This is a genomic window from Streptomyces dryopteridis (assembly GCF_049606955.1).
Taxonomy (GTDB): Bacteria; Actinomycetota; Actinomycetes; order Streptomycetales; family Streptomycetaceae; genus Streptomyces.
In genome coordinates this window covers 2,407,993-2,433,658 of record NZ_CP187113.1, presented here as the reverse complement: position 1 = coordinate 2,433,658, position 25,666 = coordinate 2,407,993, and the positions used below count along the sequence as shown (strand labels likewise).

The 25,666-nt window shown below is 74.2% G+C and carries 25 protein-coding genes; 15 read left to right on the top strand and 10 right to left on the bottom strand.

From position 1 onward, the window contains the following. The first annotated feature begins 37 nt into the window (after positions 1-37). Together ACN20G_RS10190 and purU are read left to right on the top strand one after the other, a co-directional pair. Positions 38-484 (top strand): SCO4402 family protein, encoded by a 447-nt coding sequence (locus ACN20G_RS10190; protein ID WP_424215456.1) that lies wholly within the window; start codon positions 38-40, stop codon positions 482-484. Positions 485-498: 14 nt separating this feature from the next. Continuing rightward, entirely contained in the window at positions 499-1,377 is an 879-nt protein-coding gene (gene purU / locus ACN20G_RS10185; RefSeq protein WP_424212421.1) for a formyltetrahydrofolate deformylase, read from the top strand. A gap of 87 nt (positions 1,378-1,464) precedes the next feature. On the opposite strand, the gene ACN20G_RS10180 is transcribed toward purU, so the two are convergent. Both ACN20G_RS10180 and ACN20G_RS10175 read right to left on the bottom strand, forming a co-directional pair. Continuing rightward, positions 1,465-2,610, bottom strand: a complete 1,146-nt coding sequence (locus tag ACN20G_RS10180; RefSeq protein ID WP_424212420.1) for a maleylpyruvate isomerase N-terminal domain-containing protein — start codon at positions 2,608-2,610, stop codon at positions 1,465-1,467. Beyond that, entirely contained in the window at positions 2,607-3,152 is a 546-nt protein-coding gene (locus ACN20G_RS10175) for a sigma-70 family RNA polymerase sigma factor (RefSeq protein ID WP_424212419.1), read from the bottom strand. Before ACN20G_RS10175 ends, ACN20G_RS10180 begins: the two co-directional genes overlap by 4 nt. Positions 3,153-3,459: 307 nt before the next feature. On the opposite strand from ACN20G_RS10175, the gene ACN20G_RS10170 reads away from it, so the two are divergent. After that, positions 3,460-4,014: an EF-hand domain-containing protein gene (locus ACN20G_RS10170; RefSeq protein WP_424212418.1), complete on the top strand. Its 555-nt coding sequence runs from the start codon at positions 3,460-3,462 to the stop codon at positions 4,012-4,014. 202 nt (positions 4,015-4,216) lie between these two features. Here ACN20G_RS10170 and ACN20G_RS10165 read toward each other — a convergent pair whose 3' ends face one another. Further along, a complete protein-coding gene (locus ACN20G_RS10165) occupies positions 4,217-5,884 on the bottom strand; it encodes a class I adenylate-forming enzyme family protein (RefSeq protein ID WP_424212417.1) in 1,668 nt (555 codons plus the stop codon). 129 nt (positions 5,885-6,013) lie between these two features. On the opposite strand from ACN20G_RS10165, the gene ACN20G_RS10160 reads away from it, so the two are divergent. From ACN20G_RS10160 to ACN20G_RS10135, 6 genes are all read left to right on the top strand, one after another. Beyond that, entirely contained in the window at positions 6,014-7,336 is a 1,323-nt protein-coding gene (locus tag ACN20G_RS10160; RefSeq protein ID WP_424212416.1) for an amidohydrolase family protein, read from the top strand. Then, a complete protein-coding gene (locus tag ACN20G_RS10155; RefSeq protein ID WP_424212415.1) occupies positions 7,336-8,496 on the top strand; it encodes an acyl-CoA dehydrogenase in 1,161 nt (386 codons plus the stop codon). The genes ACN20G_RS10160 and ACN20G_RS10155 overlap by 1 nt, the downstream gene beginning before the upstream one ends. Positions 8,497-8,501: 5 nt before the next feature. Further along, on the top strand, positions 8,502-9,521 hold the full coding sequence (locus ACN20G_RS10150) for an acyl-CoA dehydrogenase family protein (RefSeq protein ID WP_424215455.1): 1,020 nt from the start codon (positions 8,502-8,504) through the stop codon (positions 9,519-9,521). Positions 9,522-9,824: 303 nt separating this feature from the next. Next, positions 9,825-10,274 carry an ATP-binding protein gene (locus ACN20G_RS10145; RefSeq protein ID WP_424212414.1) on the top strand — a complete coding sequence of 150 codons (450 nt, stop codon included), beginning with the start codon at positions 9,825-9,827 and terminating at the stop codon, positions 10,272-10,274. 441 nt (positions 10,275-10,715) lie between these two features. Next, positions 10,716-11,375, top strand: a complete 660-nt coding sequence (locus ACN20G_RS10140) for a hypothetical protein (protein WP_424212413.1) — start codon at positions 10,716-10,718, stop codon at positions 11,373-11,375. An 89-nt stretch (positions 11,376-11,464) separates the two neighbouring features. Further along, a complete protein-coding gene (locus ACN20G_RS10135) occupies positions 11,465-11,725 on the top strand; it encodes a hypothetical protein (RefSeq protein ID WP_424212412.1) in 261 nt (86 codons plus the stop codon). A gap of 63 nt (positions 11,726-11,788) precedes the next feature. On the opposite strand, the gene ACN20G_RS10130 is transcribed toward ACN20G_RS10135, so the two are convergent. Continuing rightward, positions 11,789-12,715 carry a cyclase family protein gene (locus ACN20G_RS10130; RefSeq protein WP_424212411.1) on the bottom strand — a complete coding sequence of 309 codons (927 nt, stop codon included), beginning with the start codon at positions 12,713-12,715 and terminating at the stop codon, positions 11,789-11,791. Positions 12,716-12,843: 128 nt separating this feature from the next. Between ACN20G_RS10130 and ACN20G_RS10125 the strand changes: the two genes are divergently transcribed. The 3 genes from ACN20G_RS10125 (at position 12,844) to ACN20G_RS10115 (ending at position 16,215) form a co-directional block, all read left to right on the top strand. After that, positions 12,844-13,755, top strand: coding sequence for an SDR family oxidoreductase (locus ACN20G_RS10125; RefSeq protein WP_424212410.1), 912 nt, complete (start codon positions 12,844-12,846; stop codon positions 13,753-13,755). A gap of 118 nt (positions 13,756-13,873) precedes the next feature. Beyond that, on the top strand, positions 13,874-15,151 hold the full coding sequence (locus ACN20G_RS10120; RefSeq protein WP_424212409.1) for an acyl-CoA dehydrogenase family protein: 1,278 nt from the start codon (positions 13,874-13,876) through the stop codon (positions 15,149-15,151). Beyond that, positions 15,148-16,215 (top strand): Zn-dependent alcohol dehydrogenase, encoded by a 1,068-nt coding sequence (locus ACN20G_RS10115; RefSeq protein ID WP_424212408.1) that lies wholly within the window; start codon positions 15,148-15,150, stop codon positions 16,213-16,215. The genes ACN20G_RS10120 and ACN20G_RS10115 overlap by 4 nt, the downstream gene beginning before the upstream one ends. 24 nt (positions 16,216-16,239) lie before the next feature. Here ACN20G_RS10115 and ACN20G_RS10110 read toward each other — a convergent pair whose 3' ends face one another. Both ACN20G_RS10110 and ACN20G_RS10105 read right to left on the bottom strand, forming a co-directional pair. After that, positions 16,240-16,998, bottom strand: a complete 759-nt coding sequence (locus ACN20G_RS10110; RefSeq protein ID WP_424212407.1) for a hypothetical protein — start codon at positions 16,996-16,998, stop codon at positions 16,240-16,242. 353 nt (positions 16,999-17,351) lie between these two features. Beyond that, entirely contained in the window at positions 17,352-17,981 is a 630-nt protein-coding gene (locus ACN20G_RS10105) for a flavin reductase family protein (protein WP_424215454.1), read from the bottom strand. Positions 17,982-18,274: 293 nt separating this feature from the next. On the opposite strand from ACN20G_RS10105, the gene ACN20G_RS10100 reads away from it, so the two are divergent. Further along, positions 18,275-19,087: a VOC family protein gene (locus ACN20G_RS10100; RefSeq protein ID WP_424212406.1), complete on the top strand. Its 813-nt coding sequence runs from the start codon at positions 18,275-18,277 to the stop codon at positions 19,085-19,087. A 272-nt stretch (positions 19,088-19,359) separates the two neighbouring features. On the opposite strand, the gene ACN20G_RS10095 is transcribed toward ACN20G_RS10100, so the two are convergent. From ACN20G_RS10095 to ACN20G_RS10085, 3 genes are all read right to left on the bottom strand, one after another. Beyond that, the gene (locus ACN20G_RS10095) at positions 19,360-20,079 is read right to left on the bottom strand and encodes an enoyl-CoA hydratase/isomerase family protein (protein ID WP_424215453.1); all 720 of its coding nucleotides are present in this window, start codon (positions 20,077-20,079) and stop codon (positions 19,360-19,362) included. Positions 20,080-20,269: 190 nt separating this feature from the next. Then, positions 20,270-22,507, bottom strand: a complete 2,238-nt coding sequence (locus ACN20G_RS10090; protein ID WP_424212405.1) for an acetate--CoA ligase family protein — start codon at positions 22,505-22,507, stop codon at positions 20,270-20,272. Between the two features lie 128 nt (positions 22,508-22,635). After that, a complete protein-coding gene (locus tag ACN20G_RS10085; RefSeq protein ID WP_424212404.1) occupies positions 22,636-23,859 on the bottom strand; it encodes a flavin-containing monooxygenase in 1,224 nt (407 codons plus the stop codon). A 204-nt stretch (positions 23,860-24,063) separates the two neighbouring features. Between ACN20G_RS10085 and ACN20G_RS10080 the strand changes: the two genes are divergently transcribed. Beyond that, a complete protein-coding gene (locus tag ACN20G_RS10080; protein WP_424212403.1) occupies positions 24,064-24,516 on the top strand; it encodes a DoxX family membrane protein in 453 nt (150 codons plus the stop codon). Next, on the top strand, positions 24,513-24,947 hold the full coding sequence (locus ACN20G_RS10075; RefSeq protein ID WP_424212402.1) for a Zn-ribbon domain-containing OB-fold protein: 435 nt from the start codon (positions 24,513-24,515) through the stop codon (positions 24,945-24,947). The genes ACN20G_RS10080 and ACN20G_RS10075 overlap by 4 nt, the downstream gene beginning before the upstream one ends. Positions 24,948-24,990: 43 nt before the next feature. Here ACN20G_RS10075 and ACN20G_RS10070 read toward each other — a convergent pair whose 3' ends face one another. After that, positions 24,991-25,662 (bottom strand): pyridoxine/pyridoxamine 5'-phosphate oxidase, encoded by a 672-nt coding sequence (locus ACN20G_RS10070; RefSeq protein WP_424212401.1) that lies wholly within the window; start codon positions 25,660-25,662, stop codon positions 24,991-24,993. Positions 25,663-25,666: the final 4 nt, after the last annotated feature.

Below are 25,666 nucleotides of genomic sequence, written 5' to 3'. Positions count from 1 at the left end.
GAAGAACACCTCCCGCCGGGGCCGCCGCTCCGGGACCATGGGTCCCATGCCGCTCAACGACATGCCGTGGTGGCGCTGGCGGACCAACGTCCGCTCGGGCCTGCACATGCTCTCCGACCCGACCTTCCACGCGGACACGTGGCGGGCCGGCGCCGAGGGCTGGGGAGACGTGACCGACGCCGTGTACCGGCTCGTCGAGGACACCTGGCTGGACAACTGGTCCGCCGAGAAGTACGTGGGGACCGTCTTCCGCGACGCCGCCGAGGCCGCGCTCGTGGACGCCGCCGTCCTGCGCGTGCTCCGCGTGCTGCACGAGGTCGGCCCCGACGCCCCGGCCGCCGCCTACCTCGACCACGCCGACTGGCCCGCCGCCGTCGCCGCCGCCCGCGCCGCGCACCTGCGGATGGCCGGGGCGGACGGGGACGATCCGGACCTGCGCCCCCGCACCCTCGCCGACCTGCGCCTCCTCACCCGCGTCATGTGAAAGGCTGTGCGGTCATGAGCGAAGACCCCCGGCCCCAGGCCCAGCCGCACCAGTACGTCCTGACCCTGTCCTGCCCGGACAAGCAGGGCATCGTGCACGCCGTCTCCAGCTACCTCTTCATGACCGGCTGCAACATCGAGGACAGCCGGCAGTTCGGCGACCACGACACGGGCCTGTTCTTCATGCGCGTGCACTTCTCGGCCGAGGACCCGGTCACGGTCGAGAAGCTGCGGGCCAGCTTCGCCGCCATCGGCGACTCCTTCCGGATGGACTGGCAGATCCACCGGGCCGACGAGCGGATGCGCGTCGTGCTCATGGTCTCCAAGTTCGGGCACTGCCTGAACGACCTGCTCTTCCGTTCCCGGATCGGCGCCCTGCCGGTGGAGATCGCGGCCGTGGTCTCCAACCACACCGACTTCGAGGAACTGGTCGGCGGCTACGGCATCCCCTTCCGCCACATCCCCGTGACGAAGGACACCAAGCAGGAGGCCGAGCAGGAACTCCTGGACCTGGTGGCCGAGGAGAACGTGGAACTGGTGGTGCTCGCCCGCTACATGCAGGTGCTCTCCGACCGGCTCTGCAAGGAACTGAGCGGCCGGATCATCAACATCCACCACTCCTTCCTCCCGAGCTTCAAGGGCGCCAAGCCGTACCACCAGGCGCACGCGCGGGGCGTGAAGCTGATCGGCGCGACCGCCCACTACGTCACCGCCGACCTCGACGAGGGCCCGATCATCGAGCAGGAGGTCGAGCGCGTCGGCCACGAGGTCACTCCCGACCAGCTCGTCGCCATCGGCCGCGACGTGGAGTGCCAGGCCCTGGCGCGCGCCGTGAAGTGGCACAGCGAGCACCGCGTGCTCCTCAACGGCACCCGCACGGTCGTCTTCGCCTGAGCCCGAGCCCGGGTCAGAGCCCGAGCGCGGGTCCGGCCCTCGCCCCCGGCCCACCGGCGGGGGCGGGCCGGCGGGGCGGGCGCCGCGCTATATCCGGCTGAGCGAGGCCGCCGCGTACAGCACCTCGCGCGCGGCCTCCAGGTCCCCGTACGCGCCCTGCATCGCCTCTTCCGGCAGCACGTGCCCGGCCGCGAGCCGGCAGAACTCCACCCCGTCCAACGCGACCTCCGCCACCACGTGGTCCCCGGACGGGGTCGCGCCCGGCGAGTCCAGGGCGATGTCCCAGCTCCCGCCGCCCACGCCCTCCAGCTCCAGGCGCAGGGTCCGCCCCGGCGCGCCCGCCGCCACCAGCCGGGTCCCCGTCCGGTGCAGTCCGGCCCGACGGCGTGCCGCCAGACTCGCCGGCAGCAGGCGCGCGGCCAGGTCGATCATCAGGTTCAGGTGCGCGCCGGCGGGCGGGTCGTAGGGGTAGGCCACCGCGTCCGCGATGTCCTTGGCGTGCACCCAGCACTCGAAGGCCCGCTCCACGAGGGCGTCCTCCAGCGGCAGCTCGTACGGGCCGTAGGGCACCTTGAGGCTCGCGGCGGCCGGGCCCGCGTAGGACAGGGTGCGCAGCAGGTTCTGCGACTGGTCCCGCCACGGTTCGCGGACCTGCCGGGTCGCCGGGTGCGGCAGCGAGGCCCAGTAGGACTCGGTGCGCTCGGTCGGCGCGGGCGGGGCGTCCGGGCCCAGCGGGTCGTCGAGACCGAGGGCGGCGGCCACCAGCCCGTCCACCGTCATCAGGTGCCCGATCACCCCGGCCACCGTGGTGCGCCGCGAGGTCTGCGCCTCGTCCTCGAACCACTTCAACCGCACCGGGGTGTGCCATTCGGCGGTGGGCAGGTCGCGCAGCAGGTCGTCGAGGCGGGCGGTCTCGGCGTCGTACGGGCCGGCCCAGGACGGGACCGGTATCCGGGCCGGGCGGCGCACCAGACAGCCCTCCAGCACCCGGGCGCGCAGCAGCGGGTCCAGGTCCAGGGGCTCCTCCCGGTGCAGCAGGCCCACGGCGTCCCGCAGGCCGAGGGCCTCGTCGGCGCAGGGGGCGCACTCGGTCAGGTGCGCCTCCACGGCCTCGGTCTCCTCGGCGGAGCAGGCCGACAGGGCCCAGGCGCCGAGCAGGGACTTGAGCACGGAGTGGCTGCGCGGCGGTTCCGGCGCGTGCGCGCGTACGGGTACGGGTACGGGGCCGGTCATCGGGGACTTCCGTCGCGGGGCGAGGCGTGGGCGGAGGCGAGGAGTTGCAGGCCGAGCCGGAGCCGGCGGCGCGCCTCGTCCTCGGTCACCCCGAGGTCGGCGGCGGTCTGCCGGTAGTCGCGGCGCTGGAAGTAGGCCAGGTGCAGGGCGGCGCGCAGGGGCGCGGGCATCACGTTGACGATGTAGTCGGCGCGGGCGGCGGTGCCGGCGCGGGCCACCAGCTTGGCCAGCTCCTCCTCGCCGGCCTCCGGGTCGGCGGTGCGGCGCAGCCTTTCCACGGCCCGCTCCTGGGTGATTTCGGCCAACCAGGAGCGCAGGGTGCCGTGTCCGGTGGGGGAGAACTCGTCCGGGTGTTCCCACACGTGGGCGAAGACCTCGCGGGTGACCCGCCCGGCCTGCGCCTCGTCCTCCAGGACCCGGTGCGCGAGCATGTGCACCAAGGAGGCGTACCGGTCGTACAGTTCGCCGAGCGCGGCGGCCTCGCCCCGGGACAGGCGCTGTCGCATCCTGTGGTCCCAACGGGGTGGTGCGTCCTTCGGCATGATGCCCCCAGCCGTGTGTCAACCAGACGAATGTAATGGCCAAGTGCCGCCGTGCGCCTGTTTTGGCGGAAACCGCTCGGGGCAGCCGCGCCTTTGGTAGGGGAGCGCGGGCCCCGTCGCGCGTGCGCCCGGCGGACGCGCCCGGGCGCGCTTCTCGTGCGCGGGTTCGATGCGGCGTGCGGTCGTATGACGCGGCTTAACGTGCGGGCCTTCTTGGCCTTACTCTCCTGTCCTTGTCTTGTAACGGTCTCGAACTGTCTGGACCCCAACCCCACCGCGCAGATGACGTGAAGGCGGAATCTCGACCATGGACAACGCAGAGTACGAGCGCAGGATCGCCGCCCGATTCGCCGTGTTCGACCAGGATGGAAACGGCGCCATCGACCGTGAGGACTTCACGTCCGCCGCGCGGGGCGTGCTGGCCGAATTCGGCACGACGCCGCGTTCCGACCGGGGCCAGGCGGTCCTGATCGGGGCGGAGGCGTTCTGGCAGGGAATGGCCGGGATCGCCGACGTGGACGGCGACCAGCGGGTCACCCGGGAGGAGTTCCTGACCGGCGCGGTCAAGCGGCTGCACGACAACCCGGAGCGGTTCGCGGAGATCGCGCGGCCCTTCCTGCACGCCGTGATCGCCGTGGCCGAGCCGGACGGCGCGGCGGCCGGGGTCACCCCGGCGGCGGTGGCGCGGACGCTGCGCGTGTTCGGGATCGTGCCGGAGCTCGCGGAGCGGGTCGCGGCGCAGCTCGGGTCGGACGGTGCCGGGGACGGCGCGGGGGACGGGGACGGGCGGATCTCGGAGGAGCGGATCGTGCGCGCGTTCGCCGGCTACTGCGGGTCGCTGGAGGTCGGACCCACCGGCTGAACGCGACGCGGAACAGGACGCGGGGTCGCGGACGTTCTTCCGATCGGGGAGCGGCCGGGCGGCCCCGTGGGACCGCCGGGGTCCGGGGTGAGGCTCGCCCCGACGGGCAGCCCCGGGGGAGAGGTCGGGGACGCGCGCGCGACGGCGCGCGCCCTCGACCCCGTACCCGCGCGGGCCGCGCGCCCGCCGGGGTCGGGCGGGCTCAGGCGGGGGCGCCGTGATCGGGGGCGCCGTACTCCTCGCGGAGCTTGTACTTGAGGACCTTGCGCAGGGTCTCGTTGCGCGGGAGGGCCGTGCGGCGCTCCAGGCGTTCGGGCAGTTTGTGGGTGGCCAGCCCGTGGCCGCGCAGGTGGGCGACGAGCGCGTCGAGGGTGACGGGGGGCGCGTCGGCGGGCAGTTCGAGGACGGCGCAGACGAGTTCGCCGCGGGCCGGGTCGGGCAGTCCCACGACGGCGGCGTCGGTGACCCCGGGCAGCAGGTGGAGCAGGTCCTCGATCTCCTTGGCGGAGATGTTCTCGCCCTTGCGGATGATGACGTCCTTGCTGCGGCCGGTGAGGACGAGGTGGCCGGACGGGGTGAGGTGCCCGAGGTCCCCGGTGATCAGGTAGCCGTCGGCGTCGAACACGTCGGCGTTCTGCGCGGGGTTCAGGTAGCCGGCGCAGACCGCCTCGCCGCGCAGCCGTACCTCGCCGTCCTCGTTCGCCGGGAGCGGTCGGCCCTCGGTGTCGGTGATCCGGATCGACATGGCGGCGGGGGGTCGGCCCTCGGTGCCGGCGAGGTTCTCGGGGGTGTCGTCGGGGGCGCCCATGGTGATCATGGGGACCTCGGTCATGCCGTAGCCGTGGGTGAGTTGGCAGCCCATCTCGCGCACCACGGCGTGGTAGATCTCGGGCGGTTTGGGGGCGCCGCCGCCGGCGAGGAGGCGCAGGGCGGGCAGCAGGGGGCGGCCGGGGTCCTTGCGCTGTTCGGCGAGGAACATGGAGTAGAAGGCGGTGGAGCCGCCGGCGATGGTGACCCCGTGCCGCCGGTAGCCGTCGAGGGCGTCGGGCAGGGCGAAGCGTTCGAACATGACCGCCGGTATCCCGTACAGCAGCAGCATGATCGTGTAGTCGGGGCCGGCGATGTGGGCGAAGGGGAAGGCCATCGAGCCCACGTCGGTGGGGCGCAGGCGCAGGGCGTGGGCGAGGCAGGAGCCGCCGGCGATGAGGGAGCGGTCGGTGTGCCGGACGCCCTTGGGGTCGGAGGTGGTGCCGGAGGTCCAGTAGATCCAGCGGACCTCGGTGCCGGAGGCCGGTGGGGGCGGGAGGAGGGCGGGGTCGCCGTCGGGCAGTTCCTCGGCCCGGTACGCCTCGAACACGTCCACCGGCCCGACCGCCGGGTCTCCGGGTGTCGGGTCCTCGCGAGGTGCCGCGATCAGGCGGTGGGCCATCGCGGTGTGGTCGAAGCCGCGCCAGACGCCGGGGACGGCGAAGTGGCGGGCGCGGGACTCGCGCAGGGCGAAGCCGGTCTCGCGGTCGCGGTAGAAGGGGATCACGGGGGACTGGACGGCGCCGAGGCGGGCGAGGGCGAAGGAGAGCAGCGCGGTCTCGATGCGGGTGGGGAGCTGCCAGGCGACGACGGTGCGGGGGCGGACCCCGCGCGCGTGGAGGCCGGCGGCGACGCGTTCGGCGCGGTCGCGGAGCTGCCCGAAGGTGAGGGTCCGGTCGTCGGCGGGGTTCTCGGCGGCCTCGATGAGGACGGGGGCGTCGGGGGTGAGGGCGGCGCGGCGTTCGATCAGTTCCCACAGGGTGGCGGAACGTTCCAGCTCGCGGGCGGTCGCCTCGGCGGCGCTGTCGGCGGCGTGCCGCCGTCGCGGGCTCTCGTTCGGCACGGGTCCTCCCCGGGACGATCCGGATCTGACGGAATGTCAGATCGATGGGGGGAGCGTAGGGCGCGGGCGCTTGTCGGTCCAGGGGTGGGCGGCTAGCGTGGTCGTGCCAAGTTTCTGACGATCCATCAGATGGATGGTTCGCGAACCCGCACCGAGGGGATCTGGCCCATGGAACTGCCCCGGATCATCAGCGTCGACGACCACGTCATCGAACCGGCGCACCTCTTCGACGTGTGGCTGCCGGCCAAGTACCGCGACCGCGGCCCCAAGGCCCTCACCGCCGGCATCGGGGAGCTGGTGTACACCGGCGGCAAGTACGTGATCTCCATGGACCCCGACGGCCCGCCCACCGACTGGTGGATCTACGAGGACCTCAAGTTCCCGTACAAGCGCAACATCGCCGCCGTCGGCTTCGACCGCGACGACATGACCCTGGAGGGCATCACCCGCGCCGAGATGCGCCGGGGCTGCTGGGACCCCAAGGCCCGGCTGGCCGACATGGACCTCAACCACGTGGAGGCCAGCCTCTGCTTCCCCACCTTCCCGCGGTTCTGCGGGCAGACCTTCGCCGAGGCGCACGACAAGGAGGTCGCGCTCGCCTGCGTGCGCGCCTACAACGACTGGATGGTCGAGGAGTGGTGCGGGGACAGCGGCGGCCGGCTGATCCCGCTGTGCATCATCCCGCTGTGGGACATCGACCTCGCCGTCGCCGAGATCCACCGCAACGCCGCGCGCGGGGTGCGGGCCGTGACCTTCTCCGAGATCCCCACCCACCTGGGCCTGCCCTCGATCCACACCGGCCACTGGGACCCCTTCTTCGCGGCCTGCCAGGAGACCGGCACCGTCGTGAACATGCACATCGGCTCCTCCTCCCAGATGCCCGCCGCCTCCCCCGACGCCCCGCCCGCCGTGCAGGCATCGCTCAGCTTCAACAACGCGATGGCCTCGATGATGGACTTCCTGTTCTCCGGCGTCCTGGTCCGCTTCCCCCGCCTCAAGCTGGCCTACAGCGAAGGGCAGATGGGCTGGATCCCGTACGCGCTGGAGCGGGCGGACGACGTGTGGCGCGAGCACCGGGCCTGGGGCGGCGTCCGCGACCTGATCCCCGAGCCGCCGTCCACCTACTACTACCGGCAGATCTTCTGCTGCTTCTTCCGCGACAAGCATGGCATCGCCGCCCTCGACGTGGTCGGCCGCGACAACGCCACCTTCGAGACCGACTACCCGCACGTGGACTCCACCTTCCCGCACACCAAGGAGGTGGCCCTGGACCACGTCGCCGGGCTCGACGAGGAGACGGTGTACAAGCTGATGCGCGGCAACGCGATCCGCATGCTCGACCTCGATCTCGACCGGGACCGCAAGCCCGGCGGGGCGGGCGGGGCAGGTGGGACGGGCGGTGCGGGCGGCGCGGGGCCGTCGGGCGCGGCCGGCGCGTCGGCGGGCCGCTGATGGACCTCTCTCGAACGCCGGCGGAGGAGGAGTTCCGGGCCCGGCTGCGCGAGTGGCTGGGCAAGGTGCTGCCCGAACTCCCGCCCCGGCCCTCCCCCGACGACTGGCCCGGCCGGCGCGCGTACGACCTCGGCTGGCAGCGCCGGCTGCACGAGGCGGGCTACGCGGGCCTGAACTGGCCCGTGGACGCGGGCGGCCTCGGCGCGGGCCCCACCGAGCACCTGATCTTCCTGGAGGAGACCGAGCGGGCCGGCGCCCCGTACGTCGGCGCCAACTTCGTCGGCCTGCTGCACGCCGGGCCCACCATCGCCGCCGAGGGCACCCCCGAACAGCGGGCCCGTTGGCTGCCGCCCGTGCTGCGCGGCGAGGAGGTGTGGTGCCAGGGCTTCAGCGAGCCGGGCGCCGGCTCCGACCTGGCCTCCCTGCGCACCCGCGCGGTGCGCGACGGCGACCACTACGTGGTCAGCGGGTCCAAGATCTGGACCTCGCACGCGGAGGTCGCCGACTGGTGCGAACTGCTCGTGCGCACCGACCCCGACGCCCCCCGGCACCGGGGCATCAGCTGGCTCGCGATGCCGATGGACGCCCCCGGCATCACCGTGCGACCGCTGCGCACCCTGGCCGGCTCCACCGAGTTCGCCGAGCTCTTCCTCGACGAGGTCCGGGTGCCGGTCTCGTACCGGGTCGGCGCCGAGAACGACGGCTGGCGGGTCACCATGGTCACCCTCTCCTTCGAACGCGGTACCGCCTTCGTCGGCGAGGTCGTCGCCTGCCGCCGGATCCTCGTGGACCTGGCCCGCGAGGCCCGGCGCACCGGCCGCTGGGACGATCCGGTGCTGCGGCGCGCGCTCGGCAGGCTGTACGGGGAGTTCGGCGCGCTGTGGCGGCTCACCCAGTGGAACGTCAGCGAGTCCGAGGCCGCGGGCACCGGGGTGCCGGGGATCGGCGGCTCGGTGTTCAAACTGCGCTACTCGCACGCCCGACAGGAGCTCTTCGACCTCGCCGCCGAGGTGCTCGGCGCGGTCGGCGGCCTCGAACTCGACCGGGACTGGGTCCTGGACCGGCTCTCGTCCCTGTCGTACACGATCGCGGCGGGCACCTCGCAGATCCAGCGCAACATCGTGGCCGAGCGGATCCTCGGCCTGCCGAAGGAGAGGTGAGCGGCGTGGACTTCCGGTTGACGGAGGACCAGCGGGCCCTGCGGGCGGGGGTCCGCGAACTGCTGGAGGGCCGGTTCGGGCGGGAGGCGCTGCGGGCCGCCGTGGACGCCGGGGACGCCGGCCGGGAGGTCGTGCCGCGCGGGCTGTGGCGGGAGCTGGGCGGGGCGGGCCTGTTCGCGCTGTGCCTACCGGAGTCGGCGGGCGGGGTGGGGCTCGGGCTGCCGGAGGCGGTCCTGGTCTTCGAGGAGGCCGGGCGGGCGCTGGTGCCGGGGCCGCTGGTGGCGACGTTCCTGGCGGCCGGGGAGGTGCCGGGGGCGGCGGAGGGCGAGACGGTGGTGACGGCGGCGGACTTCGCGGCCGGGGGCTCGGGGGAGGGGCTCGTGCTCGCGTACGGGCGGGAGGCGGACGCGCTGCTCGGGCCGCCGGGGGCCGGGACGGCGACGGCGCTGGGCGGGGCGGGCGTGCTCGCCGTGCGCTCGGCGGACCCGCTGACCCCGCTCGGTCGGCTGCCGGGCGGGGGCGGCGGGGTCGTCGGCGGGGCGGGGGAGGGCGGTGGGGTCGGCGGGGGCCTCGCGGCGGGCGCACCGCACTACTCGGCGTCACAACGGTCCACCGGCGCCCTGTTGACGGCGGCCCTCCAGGTCGGGGCCGCGCTGCGGTGCGGGGAGCTGGCCGTGCGGTACGCCAAGGACCGCGAACAGTTCGGGCGCCCGATCGGCGGCTTCCAGGCCGTGAAGCACCTCTGCGCGGACATGTTGGCGCGGGCCGAACCGGCCCGGGTGGCGGTCTACGCGGCCGCCGTGACCGGCGATCCGGGGGAGATCGCGGCGGCGAAACTGCTCGCCGACGAGGCGGCCGTGCGGGGTGCGCGGGACTGCCTCCAAGTGCACGGAGGCATGGGTTTCACCTGGGAGGCGGACGTACACCTGTACGTGAAACGGGCCTGGGTGCGCGCCGGTCAGTGGCTGTCGGAGGGGGAGGCGGAGGAGCTGTTGGCGGCGGACCTCGCGGCCGTGGTCGGGTGACGGGGCCGACGACCCGGGACGCATGTCCGATTACGCAGAGTTGATATCGGTTTGTGTCCTTCAGGGCCCGTTCACGGACCGGAGTCGCCCGCCCGCTCCGGTACGCTCCACCCAATGCGAGCGGAAGAGCGGCGCGGGCGTCGCACAGTATGCAGCACGTCCACTCCTTCGCGCTGGAATATGCCCGAAGCGCTTGTTGTGGTGACTGTATGTCAACCATGCTGCTCCACAAGGGGATCACGTTGTGTGATCCCGTCGTCCTTTCGCGAGGCGAAGTGTCCGCCGGTTCGGATGGTGTGAGCGGTGCAGGTGCTTCAGATGCAGCTCGAAGTGGGTCCCGACCCGGCCGAGGTCGGCCGCGCGCGGAGGTGGGCCCGGTCCCGTCTCGCCGGCTCCGGGATAGGGGAGGACGAGCCGGTCGCCGAGACCCTGATCCTGCTCATCTCCGAACTCGTGACGAACGCGGTCGTGCACACCGGCTGCCCGGCCGTGCTGCGCATGCTCTTCCGCGGACCCGGAGTGCGGGTGGAGGTCGCCGACACGAGCGCCTGCCCGCCGGCCCCGCGCCACGCGGGCGGCGAGGACACCGGGGGACGCGGCCTGGAGCTCGTGGACGGACTGGCCGACCGCTGGGGCTGGCAGCGCGAGGGCGCGGGCAAGCGGATCTGGTGCGAGGTCGACCGCGTGGGGAAGCCGGTGCACGATGCAAGTGAAGTGACCGGCGTGTCGCGGGAACCGCGGGTGTACCTCTAACGAGATGTTGACGCGCCGTTGTCGGGTGATCACCCTTGGATGAACGACGCGTCGCGAGGGGACGCCAAGGGTCTGGCCCGTTCCGGCAACGCACGGGCCGACCTTGACGAGTGCGGGTCGTGTGGTCGGCGGTGGCCGCGGCCGTGCCGCGCTCGGGGCGCGCACGCAGCGGCGGGCCGCCGCCGACCGTCAGGACGCGGGGCCGGCGGGGCGCTGGGTCGGTGGGGCGGCGAGGCGGTGGGTCGGCGAGGTGGTGGGTCGGCGGGCGTTGGGTCGGGGGATCGGGGGGTGGGGGCCGCCCGGTGGAACGCGGGGGCGGCGCGGGGGGACGCGGAGGGGACGTAGGGCCCTGCCGGGCGACTCGCGCCGACGGGTTCCCTGGGGGACATGACCTCCTCGCCGCCGCTGTCCGCACACCCGTCCCCGTCCCCTGCCCCGTCCGTGTCGCCGTCGTCCCATCCGCACCCGCCCAACACCCCGGGCCCCGAGCCGGTGGCCGGGGCGTCGGGCGGCGCCCCGTCCGCGCCCCGGAAGGGCTCGCGGCGCGGCGGGCGCGAAGAACTCGTATTCGCGGAATCCGAGTTCCAACGCCGGGGCGCGCTGCCCATGTTGGCGCTGTTCGTCGTGGTCGGCGCTGCGGCGGTCGGCGCGGGCGAGTTCTGGGGGCACGCGCGCCTGTCCCTCTTCGGCTTCGGCTGCCTCCCGCTGGCCCTCCTCGCGGGCTGCGCCTGGCTCTTCCTCGGCCGGGGGCACGTCCGCGTCCACCGTCGGGGCGTGGCCATCACGCGCTGGGGTTGGTACAAGCGGTCCTGGAGCTGGGACGAGGTGCGCTACCTCAAGATCGCGGACTCGGGTCGGCAGCGGGCCGGGAGCGGGAGCGCGGGCCGGGGCGCGCGGCGCGGCGCGGCCGGCGCCGAGGGTTCGGGCGGCGCCGGGCGGAGCGTCTTCCTGCTCGACGTGGACGGACGCTGGCACCGCCTGGTCGCGCCCCGGACCTCCGCCTCCCTGCCGGAGGCGGAGGCGGAGGCCGCGCTGCGCGGGATCATCGAGTACGCGGAGCACGTGACGGGCCGCGCGTTGCAGCGCCCCGACCTGGGGTAGGGGCGCGGGGACGACGGACGCGGGGCACGATGTGCACCGGGCGCGCCGACGGGGCGCGCCGGCGAGAGGGGGCGGGGATGCTCGGGGACATGGCGGGACCGGCGCTGGTCGGGCTGGTGGCGGCGGCGTCGGCGGCGGTCTTCGGAACGACCGTGGACCGGCGCCGGAAGCGGGAGTTCCGTGCCCGGTATCCCACGTTCGAGGAGTTCCGGGCCGCCGTGGACGAACCTGCGGTCCGCGCCGTGCTGACGGAGTCGGGGCCCGTGGCGGCGGTCCGCAAGGTCCGCACGGACCATCCGGGAGCCCCGCTGGTCGAGGCGAAGCGCTACGTGGACACGCTGACACCCTGAGCGGGGCGGGACGCGGGCGGGCGGCGGGCGGGTGGTGGGCGGCCCGCCGTCGGGCCGGTCGGGTCAGAGGACGGCCACCGGGGCCACCGGGGTGCCCGTGCCGCCCACGAAGGGCTCGGCCATCGCCGACAGCAGGAACGCGTACCGTCCCGCGTCCGCGCAGGCTTCGGAGAGGCCCTCCAGGTTCCAGTTCTGCCCTTGGTGCATGCCCATCTCGACCAGGTCGAGGGCGTGCACGGGCAGCCAGAGGTTCTCCACCTCGGGCGGGAAGATCTCGAAGGTGAGGGTGTCGTTGGCGACGGCCGCGACGTCCCGCGCGTGGAACCACTCCGGAGTGCGGATGGACAGGCCGGGTGAGGGGTAGCCGTAGCCGTGCTTGTCGCCGGCCAGGTACACCCGCACCTGGCCGGTGCGAACCAGCACGATGTCCCCGGCCCGTACGCTCACGCGGCCGAACTCCTCCGCCTCCGCGAGGTCCTCCGGGGTCACCGCGTGGTCGCCGGGCAGCCGGTCCAGGCCCTTGGCGCGGGCCACGTCCAGCAGCACCCCGCGCGAGACGATCGGCGGGGCCTTCTCGATCCCGCTGTACTCGGCCCGCCCGTGGGCGGTGATGGTGTCGGCGGGGCGCCCGTTCCAGATCCGGCCGGAGTGCGAGACGTGCGTGAGGGCGTCCCAGTGGGTGCCGGCCTGGAGTCCCAGGGTCACGGCGTCGTCGCTGCAGGCCACGGTGCCGGGGCCGAAGATCTCCTGGTTGATCTGCACCATCGAGTGCAGCGGGTTGATCCGGCCGGGGATCATGCCGGACTGCACCCCGTCGGCCTTCAGCGGCAGGGCCAGGGGGACGCGACGGCCCGAGCGGATCTCGCCGGCGGCGGCGCGCAGGACCTCGTCGGTGATCAGGTTCAGGGTGCCGATCTCGTCGTCGGCGCCCCAACGGCCCCAGTTGTTGACGCGCTTGGCGATCTCGTGGAACTCGGGCGGCAGGCTCATCGTGGCGTGGCTCCTCGGGCGGGGCGTGGGGATCTCGGGCGGATCGGTGGGTGTCCGGGTCTTGTGCGCACGGCTTCGGCCGGCCATAGAATCTAACGGACCGTCAGAAAACGCGGGAAGGGGCCGTCGTGGGGAACTTCTTGGCAGGCAAGGTCGTCGCCGTCACGGGAGCCGGCCGGGGCATCGGCCGGGCCGTGGCGCTCGCCGCCGCCGCCGAGGGCGCCAAGGTCGTCGTGAACGACTACGGGGTCTCGATCGAGGGCGGCGAACCGGTCGGCGAGATCGCCGAGTCCGTCGTGAAGGAGATCGTGGCGGCCGGCGGCGAGGCCGTCGCCGTCGCCGAAGACATCTCGACCATGGCCGGCGGGCAGCGCGTCGTGGACACCGCCCTGGCCGCCTTCGGGCGGATCGACGGCGTGGTGTGCGTGGCGGGCATCCTGCGCGAACGGATGCTCTTCAACATGTCGGAGGAGGAGTGGGACCCCGTGGTCGCCACCCACCTCAAGGGCACCTTCACCGTCTTCCGGGCCGCCTCCGCCGTCATGCGCAAGCAGGGCTCGGGCACCCTCATCGGGTTCACCAGCGGCAACCACCAGGGCTCGGTGGCCCAGGCCAACTACTCGGCGGCCAAGGGCGGGATCATCTCGCTCGTCCGCTCGGCCGCCCTCGGCCTGCACAAGTACGGGGTCACGGCCAACGCGGTCGCCCCCGTGGCCCGGACCCGCATGTCGGCGAACGTGCCCATGGAGCTGAAGGAGATCGGCGAGCCCGAGGACGTGGCCGCCCTGGTCACCTACCTGCTCTCCGAGCGCGCGGCGGCCGAACGGATCACCGGGCAGGTCTACACGATCGCCGGCCCCAAGATCGCCGTGTGGGCGCAGCCGCGCGAGCTGCGCGCCGGCTACGCCGAGGAGCCGTGGACCCCGGAGCGGATCGCGGACTTCCTGCCCGGCACCGTGGGCCAGGACCCGATGCCGATGCTCGCGCAACTGGAGGCGATGGCGAAGGCCGCCGCCGCCAAGGACCGCCCCAACGCCTGACGCGGCGACGCGGCGACACGGCGGACAGGGCAGAGCGGAACACGGCAGGTCAGGGCACGGCGGGTCAGGGCGCGACAGGACCCGGTCCGCACGGGGCGGGGAGAGGCGGGGAAGCGGCGTGGACTTCGGTTTCGGCCCGGCCGACGAGGGCTTCCGGGCCCGGGCACGGGCCTGGTTGACGGAACGCATGGGACCCGCCGGGCCCTACGCGAGCGGGGCCGGCCTCGGCGGCCCGGGCAGCGAGCACGAGGCCGTCGACGTCCGACGCGCCTGGGAACGCGAACTCGGCCGGGGCGGCTGGATCGGCCTCGGCTGGGAGGCGGGCACCGGCGCGTACGGTCAGCGGCACGCCTCCCTCACCCAGCAGGTCGTGTGGGCGGAGGAGTACGCGGGCGCCCGCGCCCCCGGCCGGCTCGGACACATCGGCGAGAACCTCCTCGCCCCCACCCTCCTCGCCCACGGCACCCCCGAACAGCGCGCCCGTTTCCTGCCCGCCATCGCCCGGGGCGAGGAACTGTGGTGCCAGGGCTACAGCGAGCCCGGCGCCGGCTCCGACCTCGCCGGCATCCGCACCGCGGCCGTCCGCGAACACCTCGGTCCCGGCCGGGACCGTTGGCGGATCACCGGCCAGAAGATCTGGACCTCCCTGGCCCTCGACGCGGACTGGTGCTTCGTCCTCGCGCGCACCGAGGCCGGCTCCCGCCGGCACCGGGGCCTGTCCTTCCTGCTGATGCCGATGGACCAGCCCGGCCGGGTGGAGGTGCGCCCCATCCGGCAGCTCTCGGGCACCAGCGAGTTCAACGAGGTGTTCCTCGACGGCGCCGTCGCCGAGGAGCTCGTCGGGGGCGAGGGCGAGGGCTGGAACGTCGCCATGAGCCTGCTCGCCCTGGAACGCGGGGTGTCCACCCTCGTCCAGCAGATCGGTTTCGCGGCCGAACTGGAACGGGTCCTCGCCGCCCACCTGGCCCCCGACTCGCCCACCGTCGACGACCCCGTGCTGCGGGACCGGCTCGTGCGCCAGTGGGCCGAACTGCGCACCATGCGCTGGAACGCCCTGCGGACCCTGGGCACGAGCGGCGCGACAGGCGCGTCGGGCGGCGCGGGGTCGAACGGGGCCGGGAGGACGCCGACGGCCGCGGACCCCGGCGCCCCCAGCGTCGCCAAACTCCTCTGGGGCGGCTGGCACCGCCGGCTCGGCGAACTCGCCGTGGCCGTGCGCGGGGCCGGGGCGAGCGTCGGCCCGGACCCGTGGACCCCCGAGGACCCGTACCGATTGACCGAGGACCAGCGCCTCTTCCTGTTCACCCGGGCCGACACCATCTACGGCGGCTCGGACGAGATCCAGCGCAACATCATCGCCGAGCGGGTGCTCGGCCTGCCGAGGGAGGCCCGATGAGGGGCGTGGTGTTCGACGGCGAGACGCCGCAGGTGGTCACCGACCTGGAGATCCGCGAGCCGGGACCCGGCGAGGTCCTGGTCGGGATCCGCGCGGCCGGGCTCTGTCACAGCGACCTGTCGGTGATCGACGGGACCATCCCGTTCCCGCCGCCGGTGGTGCTCGGGCACGAGGGCGCGGGCGTGGTGGAGGCGGTCGGGGCGGGCGTGACCCACGTAGTGCCCGGCGATCACGTGGCCCTGTCCACCCTGGCCAACTGCGGGGCCTGCGCCGACTGCGACCGGGGCCGGCCCACGATGTGCCGCAAGGCCATCGGCAGGCCCGACCGGCCGTTCTCCCGCGCCGGCAAGCCCGTGTTCCAGTTCGCCTCGAACTCGGCGTTCGCGGAACGCACCCTGGTCAAGGCCGTCCAGGCGGTCCGGATCCCCCGGGAGATCCCGTTCACCTCGGCCGCCCTGATCGGTTGCGGGGTCCTCACCGGTGTCGGGGCCGTCCTCAACCGGGCCAAGGTGGACCGGGGCGAGACGGTGGTCGTCATCGGCACGGGCGGCATCGGTCTCAACGTCCTCCAGGGCGCCCGGATCGCGGGGGCCACCACCATCGTCGCGGTCGACGCCAACCCGGCCAAGGAGGAGACGGCCCGGCTCTTCGGCGCCACCCACTTCGTGACCGCCGGCCCCGGGGTGGACACGACGGCGGCCGTGAAGGAGATCCTGCCCGCCGGCGCGGACCACGCCTTCGAGTGCGTCGGCAACGTCAAGCTCATCCGGCAGGCCGTCGACCTCCTCGACCGGCACGGCCAGGCCGTCCTCCTCGGAGTGCCCGGCTTCACGGAGGAGGCCACGTTCCAGGTCTCCTCCATGTACCTCGACAAGTCCATCCTCGGCTGCCGCTACGGCTCCTCCCGCCCCCAGCGGGACATCGGCCTGTACGCCGAGCTGTACCGCCAGGGCCGGCTGCTCCTGGACGAACTGGTCACGGAGGTCTACCCGATCGAGGACTTCGCCACGGCCGCCGACGACGCCCACCACGGCCGGGTGGCCCGGGGGGTCCTCACCTTCTGACCCGCGCGCGCCGGCCCCCGAGGGTCAGGTGAAGACGAGGAGGTGGCGGACGGCCTCCACCCGGGCCGCCGGAACGGACGTGTGGGCCACGAGGTCCTCCGGCGTCGCGAACCGGCCGATCAGGGCCCGGGCCTCGGTGACGTCCGCCGCGTCCGAGGCGGTCCACCGGGCCACGGCGACGAGCACCTCGGCCGGGCAGGTGTTGACGTCCACCAGGCCGCCGTCCGCGTACCGGTTCGGCAGGTCCGGCCGTCCGACGCCGAGCGCGCGGGCCGCCGCCGGATCCCGGGCCACCAGGGCGTGGGCCCGCCGGCGCAGGGTCTCCCGGCGGCGCATCGCCCTGCGGTGGGCGCGCGCCAGGTCCCCCGGACCGGGCAGCCACGGGTCCCGTCGGAAGCAGTGGACGGCGATGCCCGACCCCAGCACCCACGGTCCCGCCATGACGAGGTCCCACCAGGTCGCTTTCTGGTCCGCGAAACCGGGCGAGAAGGCGACCCAGGCGATCGCCCACAGCGCGAAGACGATCGCGGTGATCGTGTAGGCGTGCCCGGAGCGCGTCCGTCCTTGGCGTGCGGCCCGTCGCCCGAGCACGACGAACGGGATCCAGGCACCGATCCCGAAGGTCGCGAGCCCGGGCAGGGCCCAGCAGCAGGCGCGCCAGGTCGGATAGGGGCGAGGCCCGGCCGACGGCGGCTCCTCGTCGGAGCGCCCGGCGGACCGCGTCTCGCGGCGGGCGCGGAAGGGGTCGTCGGGTCGTGGCGGGGGCGGCGGTGGCGTGTCCATTTACGTCGAACCTACGCCGGGCCCGCCCCGCGCCCCTCGGGCTTTCGGCCCCGCTGCTCAGGGCCGAAGGGCCCGCGTCGTTCCGCCCCGGACAGGTGGTCGGCGCCTGGGTCCGGACGTGGGTCCGGATGTGGGTGTGGGCGTGCGTCATCGTGTGCTCCCGGATGGCTGGACGCTCCCCTGGCGGCCCCTCGGATCGGGGCGGGGAGGACCTCAGCATCGGGTGCCGGGGGCGGGGCGCACCAGACCCGTCGGGCCGATTCACACAGATGAGCGAATGAGTGTGTGAGGGGCTCGTCGTGCGCATAGGAGGGCCGGGAACGAGGGCGCCTCGCGGCCCCGCGCGCCCGGGGTCAGGACCCGGCGCCCTCCGGCGCGAGACGCCCGAACCGGCCCTTGTGGAAGAGCAGCGGGTCCCCTTCCCCGGCGGCCCCCATCGCGAGCACGCGACCGATCACGATCAGGTGGTCCCCGCCGGTGTGCACGGCGTGGATCCGGCAGTCGATCCAGGCCGGCACCCCGTCGATCCGGGGAGACCCGGTCGCGGGCGCCGGGCTGTGCGTGACCCCGGCGAACTTGTCCGCGCCGCTCACCGCGAAGGCGCGGCACAGGGTGCCCTGCCGCTCGCCCAGGATGTTGACGCAGAACACTCCCGCGCGGGCGATCCGCGGCCAGGTCGTGGACGTGCGGGCCACCATGAACGTGACGAGCGGCGGGTCCAGGGAGAGCGCGGCGAAGGACTGGCAGGCGAAGCCCGCGGGGCCGGGGGCGCCCTCCTCGTCGGGGGCCGCCGGCGCGGTCACGATCGTCACCCCGCTCGCGAAGTTGCCGAGCACGGAACGGAACTCCGCCGGGCTCACCGGGGCCCGTTCGTCCGCCCCCACCGCCCGCAGGTCGGGGCGGGGGTGGGTGTCGACCGGTTCGGCTCCGGCGCTCGTGGCGGCGCCGGCTGATCTCAGGTATCGGACGACGGTGGCCGCCATCCCCGCGTGTCCCATCATCCCTCGATTGAAGCTGACGGAGCGTCAGATGTGAAGGGTCGGCACCGGCCCGGACCGCGCCCGCCTCCGCCGTACGAGTGGACCGTCCGGCCCGCCGTGCCCGACGCGCCGAGCGGGTCCCGTCCCGGTTCGGCATCGTGGCCGACGGTCGGCCGTCGCGCCGCGGGAACCGCGCCCGTGTCCCGCCCGCGACGACCGACCGCGCACCCCGGCCCGCGACGACCCGGGCCGGCCCCGCCCGCGCCCCGTGTCTCCACCGTCCCCGGGAGGACCCCATGCTCGGCACCGACTTCCGCACCGGATCACCGAACTGGCTCGACCTCGGCACCCCCGACATCGCGGCCGCCGCCGCGTTCCACCACGCCGTGTTCGGCTGGGAGTTCGTCTCCGCCGGCCCGAACACGGGCGACTACGGCTTCTTCCGGATCGGCGACCGCACCGTCGCCGCGATGGGGCCCCTCACCGAGGAGGGCGCGCGCAGCGCGTGGACCGTCCACTTCAGGACCGATGACATCGAGGCCACCGTCGAGGCCGTGCGCGCCGGCGGCGGCCGGGTGCGGATGGAGCCCGGCGACGTGATGGGCGAGGGGTGGCTGGCCCAGCTCACGGACCCGCAGGGAGCCGAGTTCGCGGTCTGGCAGCCCGGCCGCACCCGGGGCTTCGACCTCGCGTCGGCCGAGAACACGCTGCTCTGGGTCGAGCTGCACGTGCCGGACCCGGCGGAGGCCCTGCGGTTCTACGGGATCCTGTTCGGCTGGCGCTCGCAGGTCATGGAGGTGCCCGGGATGACGTACCGGGTGTTGAGCGTCGCCGAGGGCGACATCGAGGACGCGTCCTTCGGCGGAGTCGCCCCGCTCGGGCCCGAGAGCGCCGAGGAGGGCGGTGCCGAGAGCGGCGGGCGCGCGCGGTGGGTGCCCTACTTCTGCACGGCGGACGCGGACGCGGCGGCGAGCCGGGTGCGGGAGGCCGGCGGGAGCGTGCTGATGGAACCGGCCGACGTGCCCGAGGTGGGACGGATCGCGTGGCTGGCGGACCCGGCGGGGGCGGTGTTCGCGGTGCTGCGGCCGGAGCCGCGCCGGGCCGGGTGAGTCAACACCCGAGGGTTCTTCGCTCGTCTGTGTGAATCGGGTCGAACGGTCTGGCGAACGCGGGTCGGGGCTCGGATCCTGGTGTGCGGGGAGCCGGTCGTTTGAGGGCCGGCGCGACACGGGGAACGGGGCGGGGACATGGCGGGGGTGCGAGCACGCGGAAGGCCGCCGGGGCGGGCTCCGGCCCGGAACACCGGGCCGGGGACCCGCGGACCCGGCTCCGTCTCCGGTCCCGGCGCCGTCCGCCGCCGGGACCGGGACCGGGGCGGGGGTCACACCCCCCGGAACTTCGCGGCCCGTCGCTCCACGAAGCTGCTCACGCCCTCCACGGCGTCCGCCGTGGTCATGTTGATCTCCTGCGCCGCGGCCTCCGCCGCCAGGGCCGTCGCCCGGTCCGTGTCGAGCGAGGCGTTCACCAACTGCTTGGTCATCGCCAGGGCCCGCGTCGGCCCCTGGGCCAGGCGCTCGGCCCACGCGCGGGCCAGCTCCGCCAACTCCGCGTCGGGCACCACCCGGTTCACCAGCCCGAGCCCCGCCGCCTCCGGCGCCGACAGCGCGTCCCCGAAGAACATCAGCTCCTTCGCCTTGCGGGGACCGACCAACCGGGGCAGCAGATACGCCCCGCCGCCGTCCGGGACCAGCCCTCGACGCACGAACACCTCGATGAACCGGGCCGACTCGGCGGCCAGCACCAGGTCACAGGCGAGCGCGAGGTGCGAGCCGATCCCCGCCGCCGTTCCGTTGACCGCCGCGATCACCGGCTTCTCGCAGTCGAGGACGGCCGTGATCAGGCGCTGGGCGCCGGCCCGGATCAGCCGCGTCACGTCCCCGGCCACCCGGTCGCCGGCCGCCGCGCCGCCGCTGAGGTCCGCGCCCGCGCAGAACCCGCGCCCGACCGCCGTCAGGACCACGGCGCGGATCGTCGGGTCCGCGGACGCCGACTCCAGCAGGGAGATGATCCGCTCGCGCTGGGCCGGGGTGACGGCGTTCATCGCCTCCGGCCGGTTGAGGGTGATCCAGGCGACCGCGTTCTCCACCCGGTGCAGCACCGTCGTCACCGGATCGGGGGCGGGGGACGCCGGGGCCGCCGACGGCGTGGACGGTGCGGCGGGAGCGGCGGGCTCGGGCGTGCTCTCGGACAGATCGGGCACGGAGGCTTCCTTCCGGGCGGGTTTCGGCGACTCAGTGGCAGACCGCGAGCGCGTCCAGGGCGACGGCGCCCTGCCCGCGGGGCAGCACCATGAGGGGGTTGATGTCCAGTTCGGAGAGGTCGTCCCCCAGCTCCAGGGCCATCCGCTGGACCCGCAGGACCACCTCGACCAGCGCGTCCACGTCGGCCGGCGGCGCGCCGCGCACCCCCTCCAGCAGGGCGTGCCCGCGCAACTCGGTGAGCATGGCCCTGGCCTGGTCCTCGCCGAAGGGGGGCACGCGCACGGCGGCGTCCCGCAGCACCTCCACCAGCACCCCGCCCAGGCCGACCGTGACGGTGGGCCCGAACAGCGGGTCCGGGCTGACGCCCACCACCATCTCCACCCCGCGCTCGACCATCTGGCAGACGAGGATCCCGTCCAGCGGCACGTTCTCGTAGCGGGCGATGTCCGTGAGGTCCCGGTAGGCGTCGCGGATCTGACTGGCCGAGGTCAGCCCGACCTTGACCAGCCCGAGTTCGGTCTTGTGGGCGAGCTGGGGGCCGCTGGCCTTCATGACGACGGGGTAGCCGACCAGACCCGCCGCGCGCACGGCGGCGGCGGCGCTCGTCACCAGCTGTTCGCGGGGGACCCGGATCCCGTAGGCGCGCAGGAGCTGCTTGGCGGCGTGCTCGCTGAGCTGCTGGCCGGGCCGCATCAGCATCTTGGCCTTGCGGTACGAGGGCGAGGGCACGCGCGGGGCGTCCTCGAACGGCGACCGGTAGGAGGCGGTGAACCGGTGGTGTTCCAGGTGGGCGCGGACGGCGGTGATGCAGTTGCCGAAGGTGCGGAAGGTCGCGACGCGCGAGGATCCGAGCAGGGTCTCGCGGTAGGCGGTCTCGGTGCCCACGGGGGAGCCCCACACGACGCAGATCAGCTTGTCGGTGGTCTCCGCGGCGTCCACGAGGTCCTGGGCGAGCTTGTCGCTCATGGGAGGGAACGGGCCGGTGATCGGACAGATGAGCACGCCGACCTCGGGATCGGCCAGGATCGCGTCGATGATCTTCCGGCCGCGCCAGTCGCCGACCGGGTGCCCGCCGTTGTCCACGGGGTTGGCGACGTTCAGGTAGTCCGGGATCCACTGGTGCAGCTCGTCCTGCTTGGCCCGGGAGAGGCTCGGCAGGCGCAGCCCGGCGGCGGTGGCGAGGTCGGAGAAGTGCGCTCCGGTCCCGCCGGAGATCGAGTACACGACGACCCCGTCGGCCACCGGCTTGCGGGCCCGGGCGAGGAGGGCGGCGGTGTCCTGGAGCTCGTCGAGCCCGTTGACGCGGATCACACCGAACTGGCGCATGGCGGCGTCGACCACGGTGTCCGCGCCGGTCAGCTTGCCGGTGTGGGAGGCCGCCATCCGGGCTCCGGCCTCCGTGCGCCCCACCTTCACCGCGACCACCGGCACCCCGTTGCGGGCGGCCCGGTCGGCGGCCAGGAGGAACGAGCGGCCGTCCTTGAGCCCCTCGACGTAGCAGGCGATGGCCCCCACCTCGGGGCGGGTGGCGAAGTAGGAGATGAAGTCCGCGATCTCCAGGTCGGCCTCGTTGCCGGTCGGGGCCCAGTGGGACAGGCGGATGCCGAGCTCTTGGAGGGAGTGCAGCGGGCGGCCCTGGTGCCCGGACTGGGTGATGAGGGCGATCGCGGGGCCGTCGAGGTCCTCACGGAAGCGTTCGAAGGCGTTCAGGTTCGTGTTGGGGCCGAGCAGGCGCAGGCCCGAGCCCCGAACGGCGGCGGCGAGCCGCTCCTGGGCGGCGGCCCCCTCGTCGCCGGTCTCCGCGAACCCGGAGGCGAAGGCCACGGCGAACCGGACCTTGGCCTCGGCCAGCTCCTCGATGACGGGCAGCGGGTCGGCGACGAGCAGCACCGCGAGGTCCACCGTCTCGGGCAGATCGGCCACGGAGGGCACGCACGGAAGGCCGAAGACCGAGGTCCGGGAGGGGTGCACGGGGTGGACGCGGGCGCCGACCCGCTCGGCCCAGGCGATCAGCTGGCGGGTGATGCCCGTGTTGGGGCGGCCCTCGGCGTCGGAGGCCCCGATGACGGCGAGGGACTCGGGGCGGAAGAATCGGTCCAGGTCGGGAACGTCGGCGTGCAGGGACCGTCCGCTGACGTCGACCGCCTGCGCGGCCTCGTCGTCGGAGAGCGGCGCCGTCGAGTGGACGGCCTCGCGGGGGGTCTCGCCACAGGCTTCGACCCGCGCGCGGAAGTGAGTGGTGAGGGTGCCGTGAGTAGATCCAAGCATCGTTCCGCCCGCTCCCTGCTCGACAACTGACGTTCTGTCAGATTACGCAACTGACGCGCCGTCAGGAACACTGCTGCACGGGGAAACCTGGGTGGGGGTGGGGAGGCTCGGTGAAGGGCCCCCGGGGATCAGCCGGCCAGCGCCCGGGCCGTGCGCTCCGCCTCCAGGGCCAGTTCGCGCAGGGAGCCGCTGATGGGGGGAGTGGCCAGACCGGTGAAGTGCAGGCCGGGGTTGCCCGCCGGGGAGTCCGGGCCGTGGGCGGTGGGCAGCCCGTGCCCGTCCAGGACGCCGTGCAGGTGTCCGACCAGGGGTTCCAGGCCGCGCCGGTAGCCGGTGGCCGCGATCACGGCCTCGGGGGTGACGCGCGAGCCGTCGGCGAGGAGAGCGTGCGGGCCGTCGAAGCCGGTCACGGCGGCGACGGGCTCCACCCGACCGGCCCGCACGGCGGCGATCAGGCCCGCGTCCTGCACGGGGATCGCCCCGTCCAGGACCCGGCTGTACAGGCCGCCGTCCGGTCGCGGGAGGCCGAAGGGGGTCAGGTCCGGGACGGCGACCCGGGCCAGCGCGCGGCCCATCCGGTCCACCAGGGGGACCGGCAGTCGGCGCACCAGGATGCCCGTGCGCTGCGAGGGCCAGCCGAGGGTGGAGCGGCGCAGGATGTGCGGGGCGGTGCGCACGGCGAGCCGGACCCGCGCCGCCGGCGGGGGCGCGGTGGTCGCGGCGCCCCGGGTCCGCGTCCGGCCGCCGGGTGTCGGGGGGTGGGGGTCGGCCAGGTCGGCGGCTATCTCGGCCCCCGTGTTGCCGACGCCGACGACGAGCACGTCGCGGCCGGCCCATGGGCCCCGCTCGCGGTAGTCGCGGGCGTGCGTCAGTTCGCCCGTGAACGTGTCGAGGCCGGGCCAGTCGGGCGTGTGGGGGGTGTGGTTGTAGCCGGTGGCGACGACGACGGACCGGGCCGCGAGCACGCGTCCGCCGGTGCCGCGCAGCAGCCACCGGGGTCCGTTCAGGGTCTCGGGGGCGTGGTCGACGCGGGTCGTGTCCACGCCCGTGACGATCTCCAGTTCGTGGTGCTCGGCGTAGCGCTCCAGGTAGCGGACGAAGTCGTCGCGGGCCGGCCAGCGGCCCGAGGCGCGCGGGATGGGCAGGCCGGGCAGGCCGGAGAGCCGCCGGGTGGTGTGCAGGCGCAGCCGGTCGTAGTGGCCGCGCCAGGAGGTGCCGACGGCCTCGCCGCGTTCGACGACCACGGCGCGCACCCCGCGTCGGCGCAGGCAGGCCGCGACCGCGAGTCCGCCCGGTCCGGCGCCGATGACGTAGACGGGGTACGGCTGGGTGCTCAGGGCGAGGTCGGCCATGAGGGGTGAGCGTATCGACAGAAGCGACTTGATGTGTCTCGGTCAACGAGGAAAAGGGTTGCGGATCGATCACGCGCGGCCGGGGTCGCCGGGCCCGGCCGGTGGTCGCGGGAGAGGGGTGGGGTTCGGGGTCTTGCGGGGGAGGGGGTGGATCCGCTGAACTGACGTACCGTCAGATCAGCGTGGAGGAGAGGGGAGCGGCGGATGCAGAGTGTCTGGCTCACCGGCGCCGAGTGGGTCGCCGTGCTCCGGATCGGCCTCGGGCTGTGGTGGCTGGAGAGCTGGCGCCACAAGGACAAGAAGGGCTGGTTCGAGCGCGGCACCGGCATCGCCTGGGCCGCCGACGTGGCCGGCAAGCACAGGTGGGGCTTCGTGCGGAAGGGCTTCGCGAGCGTCGTGCGGCCCCGGCCCAAGCTGATGGCCTACGTGGTCGTGTACGCGGAGCTGGCCCTCGGGCTGGGGCTGGTCCTCGGATTCCTGACCCCCGTGGCCCTCGTCGGAGGGCTCCTGCTCAACCTGCTGTACCTCGTGCTGATGATCCACGACTGGGCCGAGCAGGGGCAGAACGCGATGATGGCACTCGTCTCGCTCGTCGCCCTCCTCGCCATGAGCTGGCAGGTCTGGTCACTCGACGCGGCGATTGGACTCTTCCTGTGAGCGCCTCCCCCTCCGGCCCCCGCTACGACCTGCCCGACATCGACGACTTCACCCGGACCTGGTGGGAGGCGTGCGCGCAGGAGCGGTTGCTGGTGCGGCACTGCGTGGCCTGCGGACGGTCCCACCACTACCCGCGCGAGTTCTGCCCCTTCTGCTGGGCGGACGGCGAGAAGGTCGCCTGGCGACCCGCGTCGGGACGGGCCGAGCTGTACACGTGGTCCGTGATCCACCGCAACGACCTGCCGCCCTTCGGCACCCGCGTGCCCTACACGGCGGCCGTGGTGGACCTCGTGGAAGGGCCGCGGATGATGACCGAGGTCGTGGACTGCGAGGCCGCCGACCTGGTGGTGGGCATGCCGCTGGAGGTCGCGTTCCGGGAGATCGCGGAAGGGGTGCGGGTGCCGGTGTTCAGGCCCGCCGGACGCGACTGAGCCACCGCCCCGCCCCGCAGGCCCGGTCCGCCGTGCTCCGGGACTACGGCCACAGCAGGGTGCGGGTCCAGGCGGGGTCGGTGGCGGTGGGGCGCTCGTAGCGGAGTCGCACGTGGCGTCGGGTGGGGTCGCCCTGGAAGAACTCCACCGCCGTCGGCGCCAAGTGGTAGCGGACCCAGGTCGGAGCCGGGGCGTCCGGTTCCGCTCCGGCGCGTTCCCAGGCCGCCTCCGAGGCGCGCCGCAGTTCGTCGAGGGAGCCCAGCGGCTCGCTCTGCCGGCCGGTGAGGGCGGCGGCGAGGGCCCCGCGGGTCCGCGCGGCGAGGTCGGCGCGGCTGATGGCCGGGTCGGCCGCGTGCACCGTGCCGCGGATCCGGACCTGGCGTCCCACGCTCGGCCAGTAGAAGCCCAGGGCCGCCTCGGGCCGGGCCGCGAGCTGCCGGCCCTTGGCGCTGCCCCGGTGGGAGGCGAAGTGCCAGCCGGCCTCGTCCACGTCGTGGAGCATCAGGGTGCGCACGTCCGGCCGTCCCTCGGCGTCGACGGTGGCCAGGGACATGGTGTGGGGCTCGGGCTGTCCGGCGCCGGCGGCGTGCGTGAACCAGGTGCGGAACAGGGCCAGGGGTTCGTCGGGCGCGGCGTCCGGGTCGAAGGACGGGAGCTCGGTGTCCCAGACCCGGAGCGCGTGCAGGGTGGTGCGGAAGTCCTCGGTACCGGTCATGGCC